The following is a 17,871-nucleotide window of genomic DNA, read 5'->3' on the forward strand; positions in this document are numbered from 1 at the left end:
TCAGTCAGAGTGAAATGGATTTAAAATAGGTTTTTTATAAAAATTGTTAAAATTTTATGTATTTGATTTGACAAGATTGTTACAGGCTGTGTTACAATTATTTCGGTAAAGTAGAAATTTAATAGGGGGGGAATTAGAATATGAAAAAACGCAGTTTTTATCTAAGCACTGCACTACTTCTAGTTCTATCTGTCATTCTTGCTGCATGTGGCGGAGGATCAGGCGGAGGATCATCTGAGGGTGAAGATAACAAAGAGGTTGACTTCATTGGGATTGCTACAGGTGGAACCGGGGGTACATATTACCCGTTAGGCGGAACATTCGCTAAGATCATTGAAGATGAAACAGGAATCAAATCCTCGGCATCTACTTCAGGGGCATCGGCTGAAAATATGGCTGCCATTAAAGACAGTAAAACTGAAATCGCTTTTACACAAACCGATATCGCATCTTATGCATCGGAAGGAACTGAAATGTTCAGCGATAATAAAGTAGAAAATGCAAGAGGAATTGCCACTCTATATCCTGAAACGATTCAAATCGTTACTACAAAGGATTCAGGTATCAAGTCCGTTGAAGATCTGAAAGGTAAAGTTGTTTCTGTCGGTGAAGCCGGCTCTGGAACATTACTGAACGCGAAACAAATCCTTGAGGTTCACGGAATTGCGTTAGAAGATTTAGAAGCTCGCAATCTATCATTTGATGATTCAACTACTGGTATCCAGGATGGTACAATCGATGCGGCGTTCATTACTTCAGGTACTCCAACAGGAGCGGTTGAAGGTTTGGCCGCAACGGAAGATATCACAATCGTACCGGTTGAATCCGGTAAAATCAGTGAGTTGATCGAGAAATATCCATACTACTCTGAGGATGAAATTCCTTCAGGGACGTACAGTAAAGTCGATGAGGCAGTTACAACCGTTGCGGTTCGTGCAATGTTAGTAACAAATGCTGATATTTCCGAAGATGTAATCTATGATGTGACAAAAGCCATTTTTGAAAATACAGATGCAATCACTCATGCCAAAGGTGAGTTAATCAAGGCTGAAGATGGACTAAAGGGTATGGGGATTGAATTACATCCTGGTGCGAAGAAATACTTTGATGAAAAAGGCGTTTCAATGGAATAGATCCACACCAGCAGAGGGACGAAGGGATAGGCCGCGTAAAACGGTCTATTCTTTTGTTTTGGTATAGGCTAAAAAATGTTAAGTACAGCAGTAATAAATGGAATGGTGGGGACTTTGTTATGAAGAAAATTTCATTCATAGGAACAATTCTCATTATTCTTGTTCTTTTATTCATCATCTTTATTCCTTTTCAAACATACCTGGTAATCGAATCGAGGAGTACTGAAGGTGATCCTGTCCTTTTCAGACTTCCTGATGATCATACATTTTCGGTTCGTTACACTCATTCTATTCATCTCTCAGAAGTAGAAGAGTTTTATCGCCAATCTACTAACCACATTCAACAGACAAAGCTGCTTTATGAGGATACTGCAATTGGTATGCCTGCGAACGCAGAAGGAAATGAAACCTTCGAGAGGACAGAAGAAGGCAAATACTTAATTTCAAATATGAATAAAGTGTTTCCGTACATTGATATTCGTATTGGACAAGTCGCAGCCAATCATCGCCTAGTATTGGATGGGAAAGTCTATCCTTTGGCGGACTATTTCGATAAAGGGTCTGTCGTCAGAATGCAATTGAAGAAACAAACACTATATGATCAGTGGAAAGGAGTGACCGTTGTTGGAAAAAGATAAAGAATTCGAATCATTAACATCCGAACAACAACAAGAATTATTAGAAAAATATGATCCTGAATCATCAACGAGAAAGCTGCACCATGGACTGTTTAAATGGGTGATTTTCTATGGTCTTTTAGCATTCTCATTATTTCAATTAGTCGCATCGATCTTTCAATTTATCCCAAGACAATTATTATTATCCATTCATTTAGGGTTTGCTTTGTCACTTGTCTTTCTTCTTTTTCCTGCCAGGAAAAAGAACCTGCGAAAAGATAAAGTGGCGTGGTATGACGTCGTTCTCTCTGTCATATCTGTAGGAATTGGTGCATACTGGCCGATTATGCAAGATGATATTGTCAGCAGAGTAGGCATAATGACATCACTTGATTTTTATGTCGGTTTTGCTGCGATGATCTTAGTATTGGAGGCAACCCGTCGTGCAGTCGGTTTACCCATCACGATTATCGCCTCTACTTTCATTCTCTATATGTATTATGGAAGGTTGATGCCTGGATTCCTTGCGCATAGGGGATATGATTGGGACGATATCGTTAAGACGATGTTCTTTACAAGTGAAGGGATTCTTGGTACGCCATTATATGTTTCAGCAACCTTCATCTTCCTATTCTTATTATTCGGGGCCTTCCTCGTTAAAACAGGCGTAGGGCAATATTTCAATGATTTAGCTGTGGCCATTGCCGGTAAACGCACTGGTGGTCCTGCTAAGGTTGCAATCTTCTCGAGTGCCCTGCAAGGAACGATCAGTGGGAGTTCCGTTGCGAACGTTGTAACATCTGGTTCCTTTACGATTCCAATGATGAAAAAGCTAGGCTATCGTAAAGAGTTTGCAGGTGGAGTAGAGGCAGCAGCTTCAACGGGTGGTCAGTTAATGCCGCCAATCATGGGAGCTGCAGCATTTTTAATGGTTGAATTCATCGGTGGAATTTCATACTGGGATATCGCAAAGGCTGCCACAATCCCTGCGCTTTTGTATTTTACAGGGATTTGGATTATGACTCATTTTGAAGCGAAGCGAATCGGTCTTCGTGGTCTTTCAGACGAAGAAATGCCTAATCGTAAAGAAGTTTTAAAGAAAATTTACTTATTAATGCCGATTCTTACGGTCATTATTTTATTAGTCAGCGGTATGAGTGTTATGCGTGCAGCACTTTGGTCAATTGTTGCTACGATCGTCATTAGCGCGATTCGAAAAGAGACAAGGATTGGCTTTAAAGATGCAGTCGACGCACTCGTAGACGGTGCACGTACTGCGCTTTCCGTAGCTGTTGCAACTGCGGCTGCAGGGATGATTGTCGGCGTAGTGACGAAAACGGGATTAGGGCTGACACTTGCGAATGGTTTAGTTGATCTTGCTGCTGATCTAACAAATTCATCAGAAGGTAAATTAATCCTGACCCTGGTATTTACGATGATTGCATCGATTGTATTAGGTATGGGATCACCGACAACGGCCAACTACGTAATCACGTCCACAATCGCGGCACCTGCGATCATCCTGTTAGGTGCACCTGAGTTAGCGGCTCACTTATTTGTCTTTTACTTTGGTATCATTGCAGATATCACGCCACCAGTGGCTCTTGCAGCATTTGCCGCCGCCGGGGTGTCAGGAGGAGAGCCGATACGGACCGGGGTCAATTCTGCTAAATTAGCGATTGCCGCCTTTATTATTCCGTATATGTTCGTCTTGTCACCTGAGTTGCTGATGATTGATACAACGATCCCGAGATTATTATGGGTTGTCTTTACGGCGATCACAGGAATGATGGCCATAGGGGCAGGGATGATCGGGTATTGGTACAGAAGAGTGTATGTGATTGAACGTTTCCTTTGTGTAGCAGCCGGTTTAATGCTGATCTATCCAGAGGGAAGCACTGACATTATTGGTTTAGTATTATTTGCTGTCATGCTCTCGTTACAATTCTTCATTAAAAGAGAAGACAAAACACCAAAAAAAGCAACAGCATAAACAAATACGTGAGGCTGACCCATTATTAGGTCAGCCTCACGTATTTTAGTTTCCAACTAGGATATGGTACGTTTCTTATAAGGGAGAAGGGGATAAGCGGCCAAAATATCTTGTAGTCTGAATCTGCGGAACTCTTGTCGTAATAAGCAATAGGCCAGGATAATATCCCCATCGACTTTTTTTACGATGATTTTTCTTTTCGTACAAATGGACTCAGGAGTCATATATATGATTTCAATGGGACGTTGGTCCATGAATGATCGCTGTAATACCGTATTCATTTGTGTGCTCCTCTCCTGGAATGGTACTCACAGTATATGCGAACGAACGTTCTTTTATACATGAATTCCCAGAAGATAAATGTATAGAACAAAAAAATGATTGACATTTTTCTCATCATGACTATAATTTAATATATACTTTTCATTTCGACTTGTTAGCTCAGTGGGAGAGCACTTCCTTGACAGGGAAGGGGTCGTGGGTTCGAATCCCTCACAGGTCATACATAAAGAAAGTAGGTCAAGCCTTGGTATTAAAGGGTTTGACCTACTTTTTTGTTATAGTTTCATTTATGATGATTTTTCATTTTCTTAAAAAGGTAACGGAAAGGTAACATTCGAAAAAAGTAACGATAAGTAACAAAAAAAACTGCTACACAAGGTAACAGTTATAATCCAAACACTTCATCTAATTTTTTTACTGCTTCTTTCTGCATTGTGGGTAGTACATGAGAATAAGTGTCTAAAGTAATCTTAATATTAGCATGTCCTAGACGCTCAGAGATTACTTTGATGTTAACCCCCTTAGAAAGAAGCAGGGTGGCGTGTGTATGACGAAGGTCGTGGAATCTAATCTTAGGTACTTCTGCTTCTTTAATTAATCTATTGAACAACCTACGGATGTTTGGAGGGTTTAGTTGAGTACCTAATGGAGTACAAATTACTAAATCATAATCAACATAATCATTACCCAATAACATTTTCTCTTGAAGGGTCTTCGCTCTATGCTTTTTTAGTTCGGATACAATTGTTTCTGATAATTGTATTGTTCTATTCCCTGCGTTGGTTTTTGCACCATTGTAGAACTTCTTAGCATCGTGAGATAAGACTTGCTTAACAGAGAGAGTATGATTCTCCAAGTCCACATCTTTCCATCTTAAACCAAGCAATTCTCCTTGTCTCATCCCAGTCTGCAAAGCCATGTAAAATAACATAAAATAATTTTCATTCTTAATTGTCTTTAGGAATGTGCGTACCTGGTCTTCATTCCAAATGTGCATTTCTTTTTTCTCATCTTTTGGGAGTGTAGCTTTTTTAGCAACATTCTTCAAAACCAACCCTTTATCAACAGCGTAATCCAATGAGTTATTAACTATATTGAATGCTTTCCTAATCGTTGCAGGCGAATATCCTTTGTCATGCATTCGATTGATGAAGGTTTCTATATGCATACTATTTAGCTTAGAAAGGGTTACGTCTTCAAGATGTACTAAAATGTACTTATTAATGAGTATTTGATGAGTGTCAGCAGTTCTTGGAATGCTTTTCTTCTTTATATTTTCAAACCAATCTACAATGAACTCTTTATATGATGATTTTGAAGGTTCGATGAATGATCCCTTGATAATAGCACTTTGGGACTCAACTAAGAATGCATTTGCTTCCTTTTTAGTCTTGAAACCCATTTTTTTCTTTTGTTTTCTTTTGCCACTTTCACCCACTTCCAACATGACCATGTAGCGTGTTTCGCCTTTACCAGTTTGATACTTATGAATTGACCCTGCCATTTCCCTTCCTCCTTAGAATGTAGGTGGTTTTCCCCATCCACCATTAGCCTCAAATGACTTCTTATATTCTTCTTTAATTGTTTCAACAATTTGATTCTTACTGTCGTTGGTGAACTTTGAGAGATCACGTTTGAATAATTTAGTGAAAAACTCGTAATCCTCTTTATTTTTACTCATCGACATGACGATAGTGTGTAAATTATTGATAACATCCTCGAACACATCCATTTTCTTATCAATAAAGAAATTCAATTCATTACCAATATCTCTTACTTTGTTATTTAAGTCTGTCTCTGTATCAAGTAGCCAATCGATTGAACGGTTAGCTTCTTCCTCTGAATATTCTCCAAGTTGTAATCGCTGCTCATGTGCTTCAATTTCTCTATCCAATTTAGCATTTTGGTATACAGGATCTTGTGCATTTTCAATTTCTTGTTGTTCCCATGCTTCTTCAGCTTCAACTCTTAAAGGAGATTTGATGTAATAGAAATTAAGCAAGACATCCTCAATTTGATCTTCTCTATGCCCCAAGTGCTTAAATATTTCAAAGGCAGTATTATAATCAGGAGTTTTGATTAGACCTCTTTCAAGCTGTGATATATACGTCTCTGCCTTACCTATTAACCTGGACAACTCTCTAGAGCCAATCCCTTTTTTAGTTCTCAATTCTTTTACGTCTCTTCCTATATTACTCTCGCTCATAATATCCTCCATAATTCCTATAATGTAGTATACGATAATATTAACACATCACAATTTACATAGAAAGTGTAAATTAATTTATAAATTTTACGAAATATCTATTTACACACTACAATTTACATGCTACAATCAGGATAACAAGTTACAGAAAGGGGGTTGAAAATATGATGAGTGACGAGGGAGTACTAGAAAAGCCAATTCTAGATGTTAAGGATATCCAAGAATATTTGGGGATTGGAAGAGGTCAGGCGTTTAACTTAGCTAACTCTGGAGAGTTTCATGTTGTCCGAATCGGGAGAAGAATTAAAATCCCAACAAATTCATTCTTAGGATGGCTTAATGGGAGTAAGTAACCAAAAATCAAATTTAATAAAAGTTAAGTGAAACTTGAAAATATTCCTATAAGAATAAAAAAGCAATCCAATTTTTCAAAATAAAATAATTGGAACGTTTGAAAAGTCGGTATTTGTCGAAGTTACATTAACCAGTAATGAATGAGTAATATTACACTAGATACTTTTGTTTTATCCATTGTATTCCATTGTAATTGCTTGTAAATTAAAGAAGCACAGAGGACGTGCTTACATAAAAGGGAGAGAGTCAAATGAATAAGAACTTTTATAATAATACAGAGATATTACTTGAGGCTCAGTCAGATGAGACTAATATCAAATTTAGCGTTGAAAATGATCTAAATGATATCGCTGGAGCTGAATTGGTGGTTCGCCATTTAGATGGTAGTGTAACAGTTTACAAAGTTGCTGGTTTGGAAGCTGATGGGTGGGTTGCTACTGACTCAGATGGAGAAGAAGTAATCGAAGGGAATCCAACACAAAAGCAACTTAGTGCTTTAGGGTTAGTCTAAATAAAAATAATCCCTGATGGGTACTGCCGCCAAGCATTTGTGTACCGATCAGGGATTATATAATAAATTAATTTAAGAAAAACTGAAAATTAATTTGCGAAAATCAAATAAAACGCTACAATATAGCATAGTTGGAAAATGAACCCAATTCCAATTAACACAAACGCTAAATTGTGAGCCTGATATAATCTAATATGTATAGTTATACAAACAGAAATAGGGCTATTTATAGCCATTTTTTTAAACTTCATTAATACTTCTGTATAAGAATGTACTAACAATTATTCTAAGTTAATTACATTTTAGTACAGGTTTATTAAAAATGCAAGAAAATCTTTCGAAAGGGGGTGGTTATATGTCACCAATTCAGTTAAAAAACTATATCGAGCAAAACGGGATTAAGCAAGTATGGCTGGCACAGCGATTAAATTGCTCGAAGCAAACCATATCCAACTACATAAATGGTAGATATCAGCTTAGTCAAAGCAAGATGAAGAGATTGAAAGAATTAGTAAACTAATAAACAAATCAGGGAGGAAAATGAATGAAAGAATTGCAAATTGTTGAGAGTAGGGAAGTTTTGGGCAAGGAGTTTAATATCTACGGTGATTTTGAAAATCCACTTTTCTTAGCAAAGGATGTGGCTTCTTGGATTGATTATGATATGTCCTCTGTTAATAAGATGATTAATAATGTTGAAAATGATGAAAAGTTAATCGGAACAATCTTCCGAGAAGGTCAACAACGTGAAATGTGGTTTTTAACTGAAGATGGATTGTATGAGGTATTAATGGTTAGTCGTAAACCAATAGCCAAAAAATTCAAAAAAGAAGTCAAGCAAGTTATAAAAACGCTGAGAAAGACAGGTGGATATATTAGCAACTCAGATATGATGGTTAATACATATTTTGGTTCTCTTTCTCAAGATCACCAGATGATGATAAAAGGTTTATTCTCAAATATTGAAGAACAGCAGAAGCAGCTTAACGAACGAAATAAATACATAGAAGAAACTAAACCAATGGTTACATTTGCTGAGAAGTGCATGGCAACTAATCAAAGCATACTTGTTCGACAATTAGCTAAAGTCGCATACGATGAAGGCTTTAAAATTGGCGAGAAGAAACTATATAAGAAGTTGAGGGATTGGGGTCTGATTATAAAAGGCGGAACAGAGCCAACTCAATACGGAATGAACAGAAACTTATTTGAAGTGGAACAGAGGGTTGTTAATACAGCATACAAAGAAATAATTACTCGAACAACTAAAGTATTACCTAAGGGTCAAGTTTATATCATAGAGCGTTTAATGAAAGAGAAAGAAGAGATGGCTCAGTAGTGGATACATAAAATACATATCAGGTGACTCTTTAGGGAGTCACCACATAATCATTTCAGATAAAACGAAGGTTTTAATTGAAAATCGAAAGGAGGGTAGAGGAATGGACAGAAGCAATTTCTTTTATTGTTATAGTCAGCGAGTATCAGATTTTTTAAGAACTCAGGGTGTGCAGTTTATCCATATTGCTCAGGAACCAAAGAGTAAACGACTGTATTCGCTTTATTTTATAGACAGACATCTACAAGCAGCACTGGATAAATACAAGCAAGATTAATGGATAGGAATACTACATAATCAATCAAAATATTCGGAGGTTATACATAGTGGACTACGAGGAATTACGTGAGTTACTGCAATTTAATGATGAGGATAAGAAAAGACATGAAAGCACCTTATTCATGCCTAATGAGATATTTCAGGACTTAAACAAAGGTCTTAACGAGTCTAGATCAAGCTCAAACGATAATAAAGAAGTTGAATACATAAATGTAAAAGGGCAACTTAGAAAGAAGAGGGGTAAAAGTAACGGTGTCAGTATCAATCACATTACATTCGCCTACACCTATATTTATCTTGTGACATGGCTTTATAGGTACGCTAAATATGGGAAAGGGAGCACAACAATCAAGAAGGAGCATCTGAAAATGATCCTTGGTTATGGTGCCAAGACTCAAGAAGTGGACTATCTAATTAAGAAAAATGGTGTCCTTGAGAAAATTGGATATTTAGAGACCACCGGAGATTACCCCATTGATTATCATTACTCTAATGGATATACCTATGAAATGTATATCAATGACTTAGAGCCAGGTGAAATATCCTTTACGACTTTCTCTGAATTCAAGGAGAAAGATGAGCATGGTTACCTTAAAGATCCCGTTACATACAACATTTTGAATAGGGGAAGGAATTACAAAGTGAAGTATCCTGTTAAAGCATTTGACAGGAATGTTGATGAAGATGGGAATATTGAAATGTTAGGGACGTTCTATGAAGTTGATAACACCCACCTAATCCCATTTGAAGTATTTCTGTACTGTATGAGGAATGAGAAGATCGGGTGTACAGGATTTTATCTGTGGAGCTACTTGAAGATGCAGAATCAGATATTTGAAAATGGTTACGATGTTTCCATCATTAACTTATCAATTGAAACAGGAATGCCTGACAGCACCCTTAATAAGTACATAGGATTATTGAAGAGTTATAAGATGATCAACTTTTATCATAATCAGGAAGCGTTCTCTGTGGCATATAAGGAAGAAGATAGAAAAGCAAATACATACGAAACTAGAGACTATTTCTCATTTAGTAATAAGCCTGTACCGTACGAGAAAATAAAGGTAATCACAAAAGATGAGTATCTCAAACAGCTTAAAGAAAAGGAGGATGAGCGAAGAATTGTATGGGGAAGAAGTGAGTCAAATGTTGATATTCCACTTGAAGAATTACCCTACTGATTATCTAAAATCAAAAAGTATAGGAATTAGGGGTATACATAATAGAGATTGGATTAATGAAAAATAGTTAATTATTAATATTAGAAATTTAATATATAGGAATTAATAATAATCAAATTCACATTTAATCATACAATTGTTGCACTCTGTATTAAATGTACCCCAGATTCCTATAGTTTTTAAATTTCATACATAATCAGCATCAAATTTTAATCACATATCACATAATCAGATTCGATTTTTAGATAATGTTAGTTCAAATTTAATTTATAGGGAGATGTTGTTGAATGAACGAAAATACAATGAGTGAACAAATTTTTATTTATAGTCTGAGTACAGAGAGTTTTCTTAATGAGGACGAACATAAATTATATTCTGAGAAACAACAGTTGGAAATTGGAAAGAGTGCTTATAAAAAACTAATCAAAAAGCTAGAAGACAGTAAAGAAGTATCAGATGAGGACATTGATAAGTATTATGCTTCTATAACATTTGTCGATATGGATAAGTTGAAGATTAATAAGCCACTTAAATTCCTCATGGAAACACAATTTGATCAGAACGTATCTGATGAACTTATTATAATGTTGAAGGATTCACCTGAGAATAAGAAAGAAATCAATAAACTAAAGAGTCGTCTGTTTCAAAAGGTCAATAAACGAGTCAGTGAGATAAAGGATGAACTGGACAAATTAGCTGCGGAACATAAAGGTAAGCGTATATTGAGGCAGGATGATCTTAAAGATTCGAATAAGGTTGCTCAATTCAAATCCACACTCACACGTACACTTGGAGTCGAACCGAATGAAACTACAACTGACATCATTATGATTCGTGCCTTTAGATACAATATCTTCGAAAGCTTAGTCAAGAATGGATTTGTTAATCAAGACGGAGTGGAGTATCAATATCTAACATCATCTGCTGGTGGAATTCGAAACAAGAAAAGTGTTTTCATCAAAAAGGATGTTTACGAGAATATTGAATCAACTCTATACGCTGGATTAACCCCTAAGAAGATTAATGATAAGGGTGGTATGAATCCAAATAAGTACAATGCATATACAGCTCTAACAATGAGTAGTTCGATACCTTGGGATCTTGATTTGGATAAATGTATTGTTGTCGATGACTTCGAGACAAAAGTTTGGGGGTATGTTGATGAGATAACTAAAAACTATGACATCAATCCAAATGTATGGAAGGGGGTAGGTATTCCTCATACAGATGGAGCAGGAATCATGTTACCTACTGTAAGCAATAAAGCTCTGCAGATTCGACTTCCATTTTTTAAAGGACTCCTCATTCCTACTCTGTTTACGAAGTTTATTGAAGAGTATGATGGTGCCAGTCCTATTGTAAAAGATATATATGGACAAAAGTGGGATGTAATAAAGGATGACATTCAGATTATTTTCACTAAGTCAATGTTCAAGGCTCATTCATACTTCAAGAATGAAGAGAATGAAAAGGATAGCTGGTTGGATTATAAACGTGCATTCAATGAACATAAATGTGAGGCGGCCATTGCTGCGTATGAGCCTGATGAAGAAGAGTTTACTGATAAGACCCTTTCATATCAGGTGATTCAGACATTGACGAATATCAGTCAAGAAGACTTGGAGACACTTGCAAGCAAGACTAAAAATGACATCTTGAAACTCGGTACTGATAAAGACGTGATATTTGAGGTTCTGGGGGTAACTGAATCAAATCAGCATAAGAATTACTTTCAGCAAGCCTTGGAAATTTACCCTAACTTGCTTAATGATCATCACTCTCGACAAGTTATAAAGGAGACAAAGAAACAAATGGTAAAGAGGGCTAAGGGTGGAAAAATCTTAATTCCAGGAACTAGAAGATCATTTATTGCTCCTGACGTCTACGCTTTTATGGAATGGCTGTTTGCCGGTAAGGAAGACCCTCAAGGTTTATTAGCTGAAAATGAAGTGTCCTGTGCTTTATACGGAGAGGAGAAGCTTCATCTAACAAGGTCACCGCATTTGTACAGGGAGCACGCTATCGCTAGTAATAAATGTAATGATGAAACCAAAGATTGGTTTATTACAAATTGTATCCATACCTCAACAAAATCGCTAATTAGTAAATTATTGATGTTTGATGTGGACGGAGATGAAATGACCATCTGTAATGATCCCACCATCGTAAGGGTTTCAGAGGAAGCAATGGTTGGTATCAGAGTATTAGATTATGAGTTAGCATCGACTGTGCCCGGTAAAATTACAAATCCGAATATTTATGAAAACCTAATCAAAGCTTACGAAAAAAATATAGGTGAGTATGCAAATTTGATCACAAAAGTCTGGAATAGTAACAATATTGATGAAGAAGCTATTAATGTCACAAAATGGCTTTGTTATGAGTCGAATGCATGTATAGATTTTGCTAAATCGCTCTGGTTTCCTGACCGTCCTAGCCATGTGAATGAGAAAATGAAGAAGTACACCGATAAAAAAGTGCCACATTTTTTCAGGTATGCCGATGATAGGGACAAAGCTAAAGTTGAGGAGGTAAGTAACTCGGTTGTGGATCGATTAGGTGAAATCATTCCTAATAGAAGGGTTCATTTTGATGAAGTAGTCGAGCAGTATGATCACAAAAAGCTTCTCAATAATGCAAGTGTTAACATCACTACCGATATTGCTCAAGAAATCATCGAAATGTACGAAAAGTTAAATAAGAGCAAATTTGTTGAAATGAAACAACAGTCAAGATTGCAAGGGAAGACAATGAGGAAAGTTGAATATAACGTTTATAATAAAATTAGAGAGAAACTCAGGGGGGTTATTAATGATGATATCTTTATCACGGATGTATTGGTCGAGTACTTATACTCAAATGAAAAGGCTAATAAGGATAGTTTGTGGGATATGTTCGGTAAAGTCATCGTCTGGAATCTAAAGAGAAATACTAAAGGAGTAGTGGAATGTCTAGACTGTCAGTGCGTAATCGAAAAAACTAGGCAAAGACAGGTGAGGTGTATGGGTTGTCAGGAGGAAAGAAACAAGTTTCTTAAGCGTGAGAGGTCACGAAAGAAGAGACAAAGTAAAAAGGTGTCATGAGTTTTTAGTGGAAAAGACAATAGACTCCCAACCCCTTGATACTATTGGGTTTTTGGAGTCTATTAAAATATGAGTTAATGCACACTAAAGGAGAAGACATAGACATGTTAATGGATCGTCAAGTGCAATACTTGTCTTCTCTTTTTTTATTATTAAATTTGCGTATAAGAATTTCCAAATTATAATTCCTAATTATATTCTATACCCACTATAGGCATAAGTCAACAACAATCTAAAATTAATTTTGCAACAGCTACATGATTGAGGAGTTCATCTCCCTTCTTCTCTTTCTTGTGGTTGTTGGAGGATTAATTTTGAGTCGTTCCTACATGGAAAACACTTAGCAATCACATATCCTCATACAACTTAATATCATACCCTTTCTACATTAAGTGGATCGGCTTAAAGGCTAACAGTAAAGCCTAGTACAACTGAATATATGCTTGTGATGATGCAAGCTACGATTCAATCGGATTACCTTCTACAGAGATGAATAAAGGGGAGTGAGTGAGATTAGCTCCCCACAAATAATATAGAAGGAGATTGAAGAGTATGAGTAATGTACAGTTATTTAGTAATGGTTTGTTTGATTTGAGTGTCAGAGAGAACACTAGTGGTATTGAGTTTAGTGTTGGGAATATTGCTAGAAATTTAGGTTTTACTACCGTTGCCAAAAGTGGCAATGACACAATTAGATGGAAAAGAGTAAACGAATATCTAAAGTCATTTGGTTATTCTCAAGAAGTTGGGAAAAATGATTTCATACCTGAACAATATGTGTATTTGTTAGGAATGAAAGCGAGCAATGAAATAGCAGTTAATTTTCAGAAGTGGTTAGCATTCGATGTGCTGCCTGCAATAAGAAAAAACAAGGTGTATATTGATCCAAATGCTACTGATCAGGAGATTGACAATGCTGTTCGTTTTGCAACCCCACAAAAAAGACGTAATCAATTAATGGAAGCAACCATTGACGGTAAGAACAGTATCTTCAATATATACGGTGATATTAAAGATTACATAAAGAATCATACTGCTGAAGATAAAATCAAAGCATTTAAACATATTGAACGTGTACTTGAAGATAAGAAAGATACATACGGCAAGGACGTTGCATTTATACATAAGGTTGAAGAGTTAAAGGTTCAAGTTGCTAAGGATATTGATAAAGTTAGGAATTGGGAGAATGGAGCTTATAAGCGTAGAGTGAGTAAGGAGCATAAGGCTCTGCTTGATGAGATTACCGTTTTAAGACCACCTAGTATTGATGAGTATCATGTCCTTCCATATCATCCATTCAGTGAGAATAGCATGTATGAGCCTATTACAAAGACTAAATGGGTAAAGACGAAAGCATTTAAATACTGGTGTGATCATTTTCCATATTTCTTGATGCCAAGCGAGGAAGAGTTGAATATTGACTTCACTAAACCAGTAAAGTTGTACCTAGCTTATGATCATAAAGCGAATGCAGATGTGCAGAATTACCATAAATCAGCCATTGATATTATTTTCAAATACTATGGACAAAATGACAACGTAATTAATGAAGTGGAGATTATCAATAAGACGAATAAGCATGTAAGTGATTATTCTGAGGGTAAAATTTATTTCTTATTGAAGAATGTGGACTAATACATAATTTATAAGTAGTAGGTTAAACCGACGACCTGAACGATATTACATATCGGCAAGATTATTGCCACTGGATATACATAAGATTACATACGAAATCAAGAAATAAGGGGAGATACATAATGGAACAGACTAGATTTGAACTTTTAAAGCGAGTATATGATGAGGCAATTGATTATAACAATATGTATGAGCCATTGTTGTTAGAGAATGAAGACTATGCCTTGGATTTATTTAATCTTCAATACTTGGAAGCCAGTGGTTTGATTGAGCTTGAGAACAAGGACAATAGAAAGGGATATGTGACGCTGACGTTATATGGTGTAGATTTTGTTGAAGATGCTTTAGGATATAATAGTTAATACATAACCAAGGGTTGTTAGATTTACTGCAACCCTTTCTTTATAATTTAGCTGACTAATTCGGCTAGTCACTTGAAGATAATTAATAATGTCAATAAAGTGTTATTTTATTGACATTATTAAAATTGGTAATTATAATGAACTTAAGGAAGTATTAACCGCAAACATTTGCGGTTAATACCGTCTTTCCGAAGGTAACGGCTAGAATATTACCTAAAAGTATGGCAAATCTCCGAGAATGACGGGATTTAAAATTATAATATCATTCACCAGTATGGATCTTTCCCGCGAGTAACGGAAAAGTAAATCAGAGAATATTACTCACTAGTATGATGGGATTCCCTCTGAATAAGAGGGAATTTTCTATTTGGGGGAGTTTTTTTGAAATTTAGCTCTGTATCTAAAAGTTTTTTTAGTATGTGTTCCTTTGATAAAGAGATACTTCAAAAGGATAACAGAAGACCTTATTTGATAATATTGCGATTAAAGTACAATGGACATAAGCAGGATTTCGCTATTCCTTTCAGGTCTAATATTCCTAAATATGTTCCAAAGAACCTTTACTATTCCCTACCTCCAAGAAAGACAACCAAAAGTAACTATGTTCATGGACTACATTATATTAAGATGTTTCCCATAAAGAAAATATTTCTGGAAAAATTTCATTATGAAGATGATGAATATTACATAACTATCAAGGAAATTATCAGCAAGAATAAGAAACAAATTATTTTTGAGTCTCAAAGATATTTAGATGACTATTCAAAGGGGATTATTCCACCATTCTCTACGGACCTAAATAATATTTACTTGTCTATCCATAGTGATTTGGAGACGGTCGTACAGGTGTCTGCTACAAAGGAATAATATTATTAGGACTCACTCATTAATTTGGGCGGGTCTTTTTCTTTGTATTAAACCTCACCAAATTAATGAGAGGTTTTTAATTTTGGCAATTATTTATGCTGCAATAAGAAAAATCAGCCTCAAAAAAAAAGAGACTGACTGACAATATTTTGTCCTATTAAATTTTAGCCGGAATAGGTTTCCCATCATCAATTATTACTAAATAAGTATGAGGTGATCTTTCGTCAGATATATCATACTCAGTGCTATATACTCTAACTTTTGTTTCATTACTTTTATTTGTTAAAGTAAATGAATCACCAAGGCGGAAACCATTCCAATCACTTTCAGCAAATCCATCTTCAATAAGTTCCTTTTTAGTCTTGGAGAATATTAGTTCTCCTTTTTCGTCATTTAAGTCATGAATAAGTCTTACTTCAACAAGAGCATCATTATGCATAATAACACCTCCTTCACTATAATTGTAACATTATTCCTATTAATATAGCAAAATATTACATAATATGATTATTTGTGCAGGAATTTAACACTCTAAGTCGAATGGATAAAGGTAGGATAAATTTATTCGATGAGGAGTGTTGTTTGTGGAAAACAAGAATGCTTTATTAAAACTTTTTTATTTAAATGGTTCTACTGAGGTAGTTGAAAGTAACATAAAATATAAAAGTGACTTAAAAGAAAAGCTTATGGTTCAATTGCGAAATAATACCCAATGGATATGGGTGGATGATAAAGCTTTTAATCTTAATAATGTTCTTAATATTGAAGTGCATGGAAAAGAATTGAAGTTGGAAAAATTAGAACTTAAAAATTAATAAAGTAATTTTACTAAAAGACATTCCATTAGTTGAATGTCTTTTTATTGTTGTTGTAGGGAGATGATTAAAAAATGAAAGTTCTTACTAATTTAGAAAAATCAAAGAGGATAAGTACTATTTTTATCAAATGTTTCATGAGTTTGTTGTCGAGTTCAATACTGAAAATGAAATGAATGAGTGGGAAGAGCAACAGAAGGAAAAAGACAGTTACTTTGGATATGACGGATATTGGTTAATGAACGGCAAAGAGGCTACTGAGCATTTTACACCAAGGAAAAAAGAAGTGTGCAACGATAACTCGGATATGCCAGAAATTAATTTTAATGGTGCGAAATTTATTATCGGTGATGAAGTATTTGAAATAAAACCAGTATGTATGACAGTTAATCCTACAAGTATTTAGAAATTTATACATAGGAAAAAAGGATTACTTCACTTTCTGTCGAATGTAAATAGATGGAAGGTGAGGTGATATAAAATGGATTTTTCAAAGTTACAAAGTCCAATGGTTAATATTCCAACAATAAAACCACCTGTTAATAGTAATTTAGCAAGTGAGTTCCATAGTAGACTGGTTGAAATGATTAATGAATTCGATGATGGACTAGACCCATCTCAAGAAGTTGGGATGAGATTAGTATCTTTTGGTCAAACTGTACAATTCCATGTCGAAGATATAGGTTATTATAACCCGAGTCTAATTCAATTTTTTGGGAGGACTGATTCAGGTGATAAGATTGAATTAATACAACATGTATCACAGATCAGTTTTCTTTTAATGGCAGTAAAAAGGTTAGACCCTGAAAAACCTAAGAAGCGAATTGGTTTTTCTGAAGAAGGACAGGAAGAATAAAATTCCTCTGGATGGTGATAGTATGAGTGGAAAATTCAAAGGGTTTGATAAGTTAAACAAGGAAGTAGAAAAGCTTTCTCAATCAACAGTAGGCTTGACAGATTTATTTAATCCTACATTTATGGCAAGATATACTGACTTTAAAAGTTTTGAAGAATTTCAAGATGAAAGTCCATATAAATTTACTGCGAAAGATTCAAATGTTCAGGATTTCAGAAATGAAGAGCTAGATAAATTTGTAGCTGAAAAAACTTCATTTAGCAATTGGAGATTGATGTTTGACAAGGCAGCTAATGAACATCTGCAGAAACAATTTAAAGGAATATTTAAATGAGTTTAGTAGGCACCCATTTTT

20 protein-coding genes and 1 tRNA gene are annotated in these 17,871 nt (G+C 35.4%); 17 read left to right on the forward strand and 4 right to left on the reverse strand.

The genetic code is table 11. The features are described 5' to 3' along the window. Positions 1-140 precede the first annotated feature (140 nt). The 3 genes from F0342_RS06800 to F0342_RS06810 all read left to right on the forward strand — a co-directional run bounded on the left by F0342_RS06800 (position 141) and on the right by F0342_RS06810 (position 3,743). Entirely contained in the window at positions 141-1,133 is a 993-nt protein-coding gene (locus F0342_RS06800; RefSeq protein WP_149155229.1) for a TAXI family TRAP transporter solute-binding subunit, read from the forward strand. 119 nt (positions 1,134-1,252) lie between these two features. Further along, a complete protein-coding gene (locus F0342_RS06805) occupies positions 1,253-1,771 on the forward strand; it encodes a DUF1850 domain-containing protein (RefSeq protein WP_149155230.1) in 519 nt (172 codons plus the stop codon). Next, positions 1,758-3,743 carry a TRAP transporter permease gene (locus F0342_RS06810; RefSeq protein ID WP_149155231.1) on the forward strand — a complete coding sequence of 662 codons (1,986 nt, stop codon included), beginning with the start codon at positions 1,758-1,760 and terminating at the stop codon, positions 3,741-3,743. Before F0342_RS06805 ends, F0342_RS06810 begins: the two co-directional genes overlap by 14 nt. Positions 3,744-3,799: 56 nt before the next feature. Here the strand turns inward: F0342_RS06810 and F0342_RS06815 are convergent, their stop codons facing one another. After that, positions 3,800-4,024 (reverse strand): WYL domain-containing protein, encoded by a 225-nt coding sequence (locus F0342_RS06815; protein ID WP_149155232.1) that lies wholly within the window; start codon positions 4,022-4,024, stop codon positions 3,800-3,802. Positions 4,025-4,173: 149 nt separating this feature from the next. Here F0342_RS06815 and F0342_RS06820 point away from each other — a divergent pair. Further along, positions 4,174-4,245, forward strand: a tRNA-Val gene (locus F0342_RS06820). Between the two features lie 165 nt (positions 4,246-4,410). Here the strand turns inward: F0342_RS06820 and F0342_RS06825 are convergent. Both F0342_RS06825 and F0342_RS06830 read right to left on the reverse strand, forming a co-directional pair. Beyond that, positions 4,411-5,529 (reverse strand): tyrosine-type recombinase/integrase, encoded by a 1,119-nt coding sequence (locus F0342_RS06825; protein WP_149155233.1) that lies wholly within the window; start codon positions 5,527-5,529, stop codon positions 4,411-4,413. Positions 5,530-5,541: 12 nt separating this feature from the next. Next, positions 5,542-6,231 carry a helix-turn-helix domain-containing protein gene (locus F0342_RS06830; RefSeq protein ID WP_188048436.1) on the reverse strand — a complete coding sequence of 230 codons (690 nt, stop codon included), beginning with the start codon at positions 6,229-6,231 and terminating at the stop codon, positions 5,542-5,544. 164 nt (positions 6,232-6,395) lie between these two features. Between F0342_RS06830 and F0342_RS06835 the strand changes: the two genes are divergently transcribed. The 9 genes from F0342_RS06835 (at position 6,396) to F0342_RS06870 (ending at position 14,978) form a co-directional block, all read left to right on the forward strand. Beyond that, on the forward strand, positions 6,396-6,584 hold the full coding sequence (locus tag F0342_RS06835; protein WP_395940664.1) for a helix-turn-helix domain-containing protein: 189 nt from the start codon (positions 6,396-6,398) through the stop codon (positions 6,582-6,584). A 251-nt stretch (positions 6,585-6,835) separates the two neighbouring features. Beyond that, positions 6,836-7,096, forward strand: a complete 261-nt coding sequence (locus F0342_RS06840) for a hypothetical protein (protein ID WP_149155235.1) — start codon at positions 6,836-6,838, stop codon at positions 7,094-7,096. A gap of 355 nt (positions 7,097-7,451) precedes the next feature. Beyond that, positions 7,452-7,616, forward strand: a complete 165-nt coding sequence (locus tag F0342_RS06845) for a helix-turn-helix domain-containing protein (protein WP_188048437.1) — start codon at positions 7,452-7,454, stop codon at positions 7,614-7,616. 24 nt (positions 7,617-7,640) lie between these two features. Then, entirely contained in the window at positions 7,641-8,435 is a 795-nt protein-coding gene (locus F0342_RS06850) for a phage antirepressor (protein WP_149155237.1), read from the forward strand. 103 nt (positions 8,436-8,538) lie between these two features. Next, a complete protein-coding gene (locus F0342_RS24730) occupies positions 8,539-8,712 on the forward strand; it encodes a hypothetical protein (protein ID WP_188048438.1) in 174 nt (57 codons plus the stop codon). A gap of 49 nt (positions 8,713-8,761) precedes the next feature. After that, positions 8,762-9,898 (forward strand): hypothetical protein, encoded by a 1,137-nt coding sequence (locus F0342_RS06855; protein ID WP_149155238.1) that lies wholly within the window; start codon positions 8,762-8,764, stop codon positions 9,896-9,898. A 287-nt stretch (positions 9,899-10,185) separates the two neighbouring features. Beyond that, a complete protein-coding gene (locus F0342_RS25325) occupies positions 10,186-12,981 on the forward strand; it encodes a hypothetical protein (RefSeq protein WP_262481659.1) in 2,796 nt (931 codons plus the stop codon). A gap of 552 nt (positions 12,982-13,533) precedes the next feature. Next, the gene (locus F0342_RS06865; RefSeq protein WP_149155239.1) at positions 13,534-14,616 is read left to right on the forward strand and encodes a BRO-N domain-containing protein; all 1,083 of its coding nucleotides are present in this window, start codon (positions 13,534-13,536) and stop codon (positions 14,614-14,616) included. A gap of 122 nt (positions 14,617-14,738) precedes the next feature. Beyond that, positions 14,739-14,978 carry a hypothetical protein gene (locus tag F0342_RS06870; protein WP_149155240.1) on the forward strand — a complete coding sequence of 80 codons (240 nt, stop codon included), beginning with the start codon at positions 14,739-14,741 and terminating at the stop codon, positions 14,976-14,978. A 1,024-nt stretch (positions 14,979-16,002) separates the two neighbouring features. Here F0342_RS06870 and F0342_RS06875 read toward each other — a convergent pair. Next, positions 16,003-16,284, reverse strand: coding sequence for a hypothetical protein (locus tag F0342_RS06875; protein WP_149155241.1), 282 nt, complete (start codon positions 16,282-16,284; stop codon positions 16,003-16,005). A gap of 145 nt (positions 16,285-16,429) precedes the next feature. On the opposite strand from F0342_RS06875, the gene F0342_RS06880 reads away from it, so the two are divergent. The 4 genes from F0342_RS06880 to F0342_RS06895 all read left to right on the forward strand — a co-directional run bounded on the left by F0342_RS06880 (position 16,430) and on the right by F0342_RS06895 (position 17,850). Beyond that, complete coding sequence (locus F0342_RS06880; protein WP_149155242.1) at positions 16,430-16,660, forward strand: hypothetical protein; 231 nt, start codon at positions 16,430-16,432, stop codon at positions 16,658-16,660. 130 nt (positions 16,661-16,790) lie between these two features. After that, entirely contained in the window at positions 16,791-17,066 is a 276-nt protein-coding gene (locus tag F0342_RS06885) for a hypothetical protein (RefSeq protein WP_149155243.1), read from the forward strand. A gap of 75 nt (positions 17,067-17,141) precedes the next feature. Continuing rightward, entirely contained in the window at positions 17,142-17,516 is a 375-nt protein-coding gene (locus F0342_RS06890; protein ID WP_223145704.1) for a DUF6173 family protein, read from the forward strand. A gap of 22 nt (positions 17,517-17,538) precedes the next feature. Beyond that, positions 17,539-17,850: a hypothetical protein gene (locus F0342_RS06895; RefSeq protein ID WP_149155244.1), complete on the forward strand. Its 312-nt coding sequence runs from the start codon at positions 17,539-17,541 to the stop codon at positions 17,848-17,850. Positions 17,851-17,871: the final 21 nt, after the last annotated feature.

The sequence above is a fragment of the Bacillus sp. CH30_1T genome (assembly GCF_008364765.1).
Lineage (GTDB): Bacteria > Bacillota > Bacilli > Bacillales > Bacillaceae_B > Rossellomorea.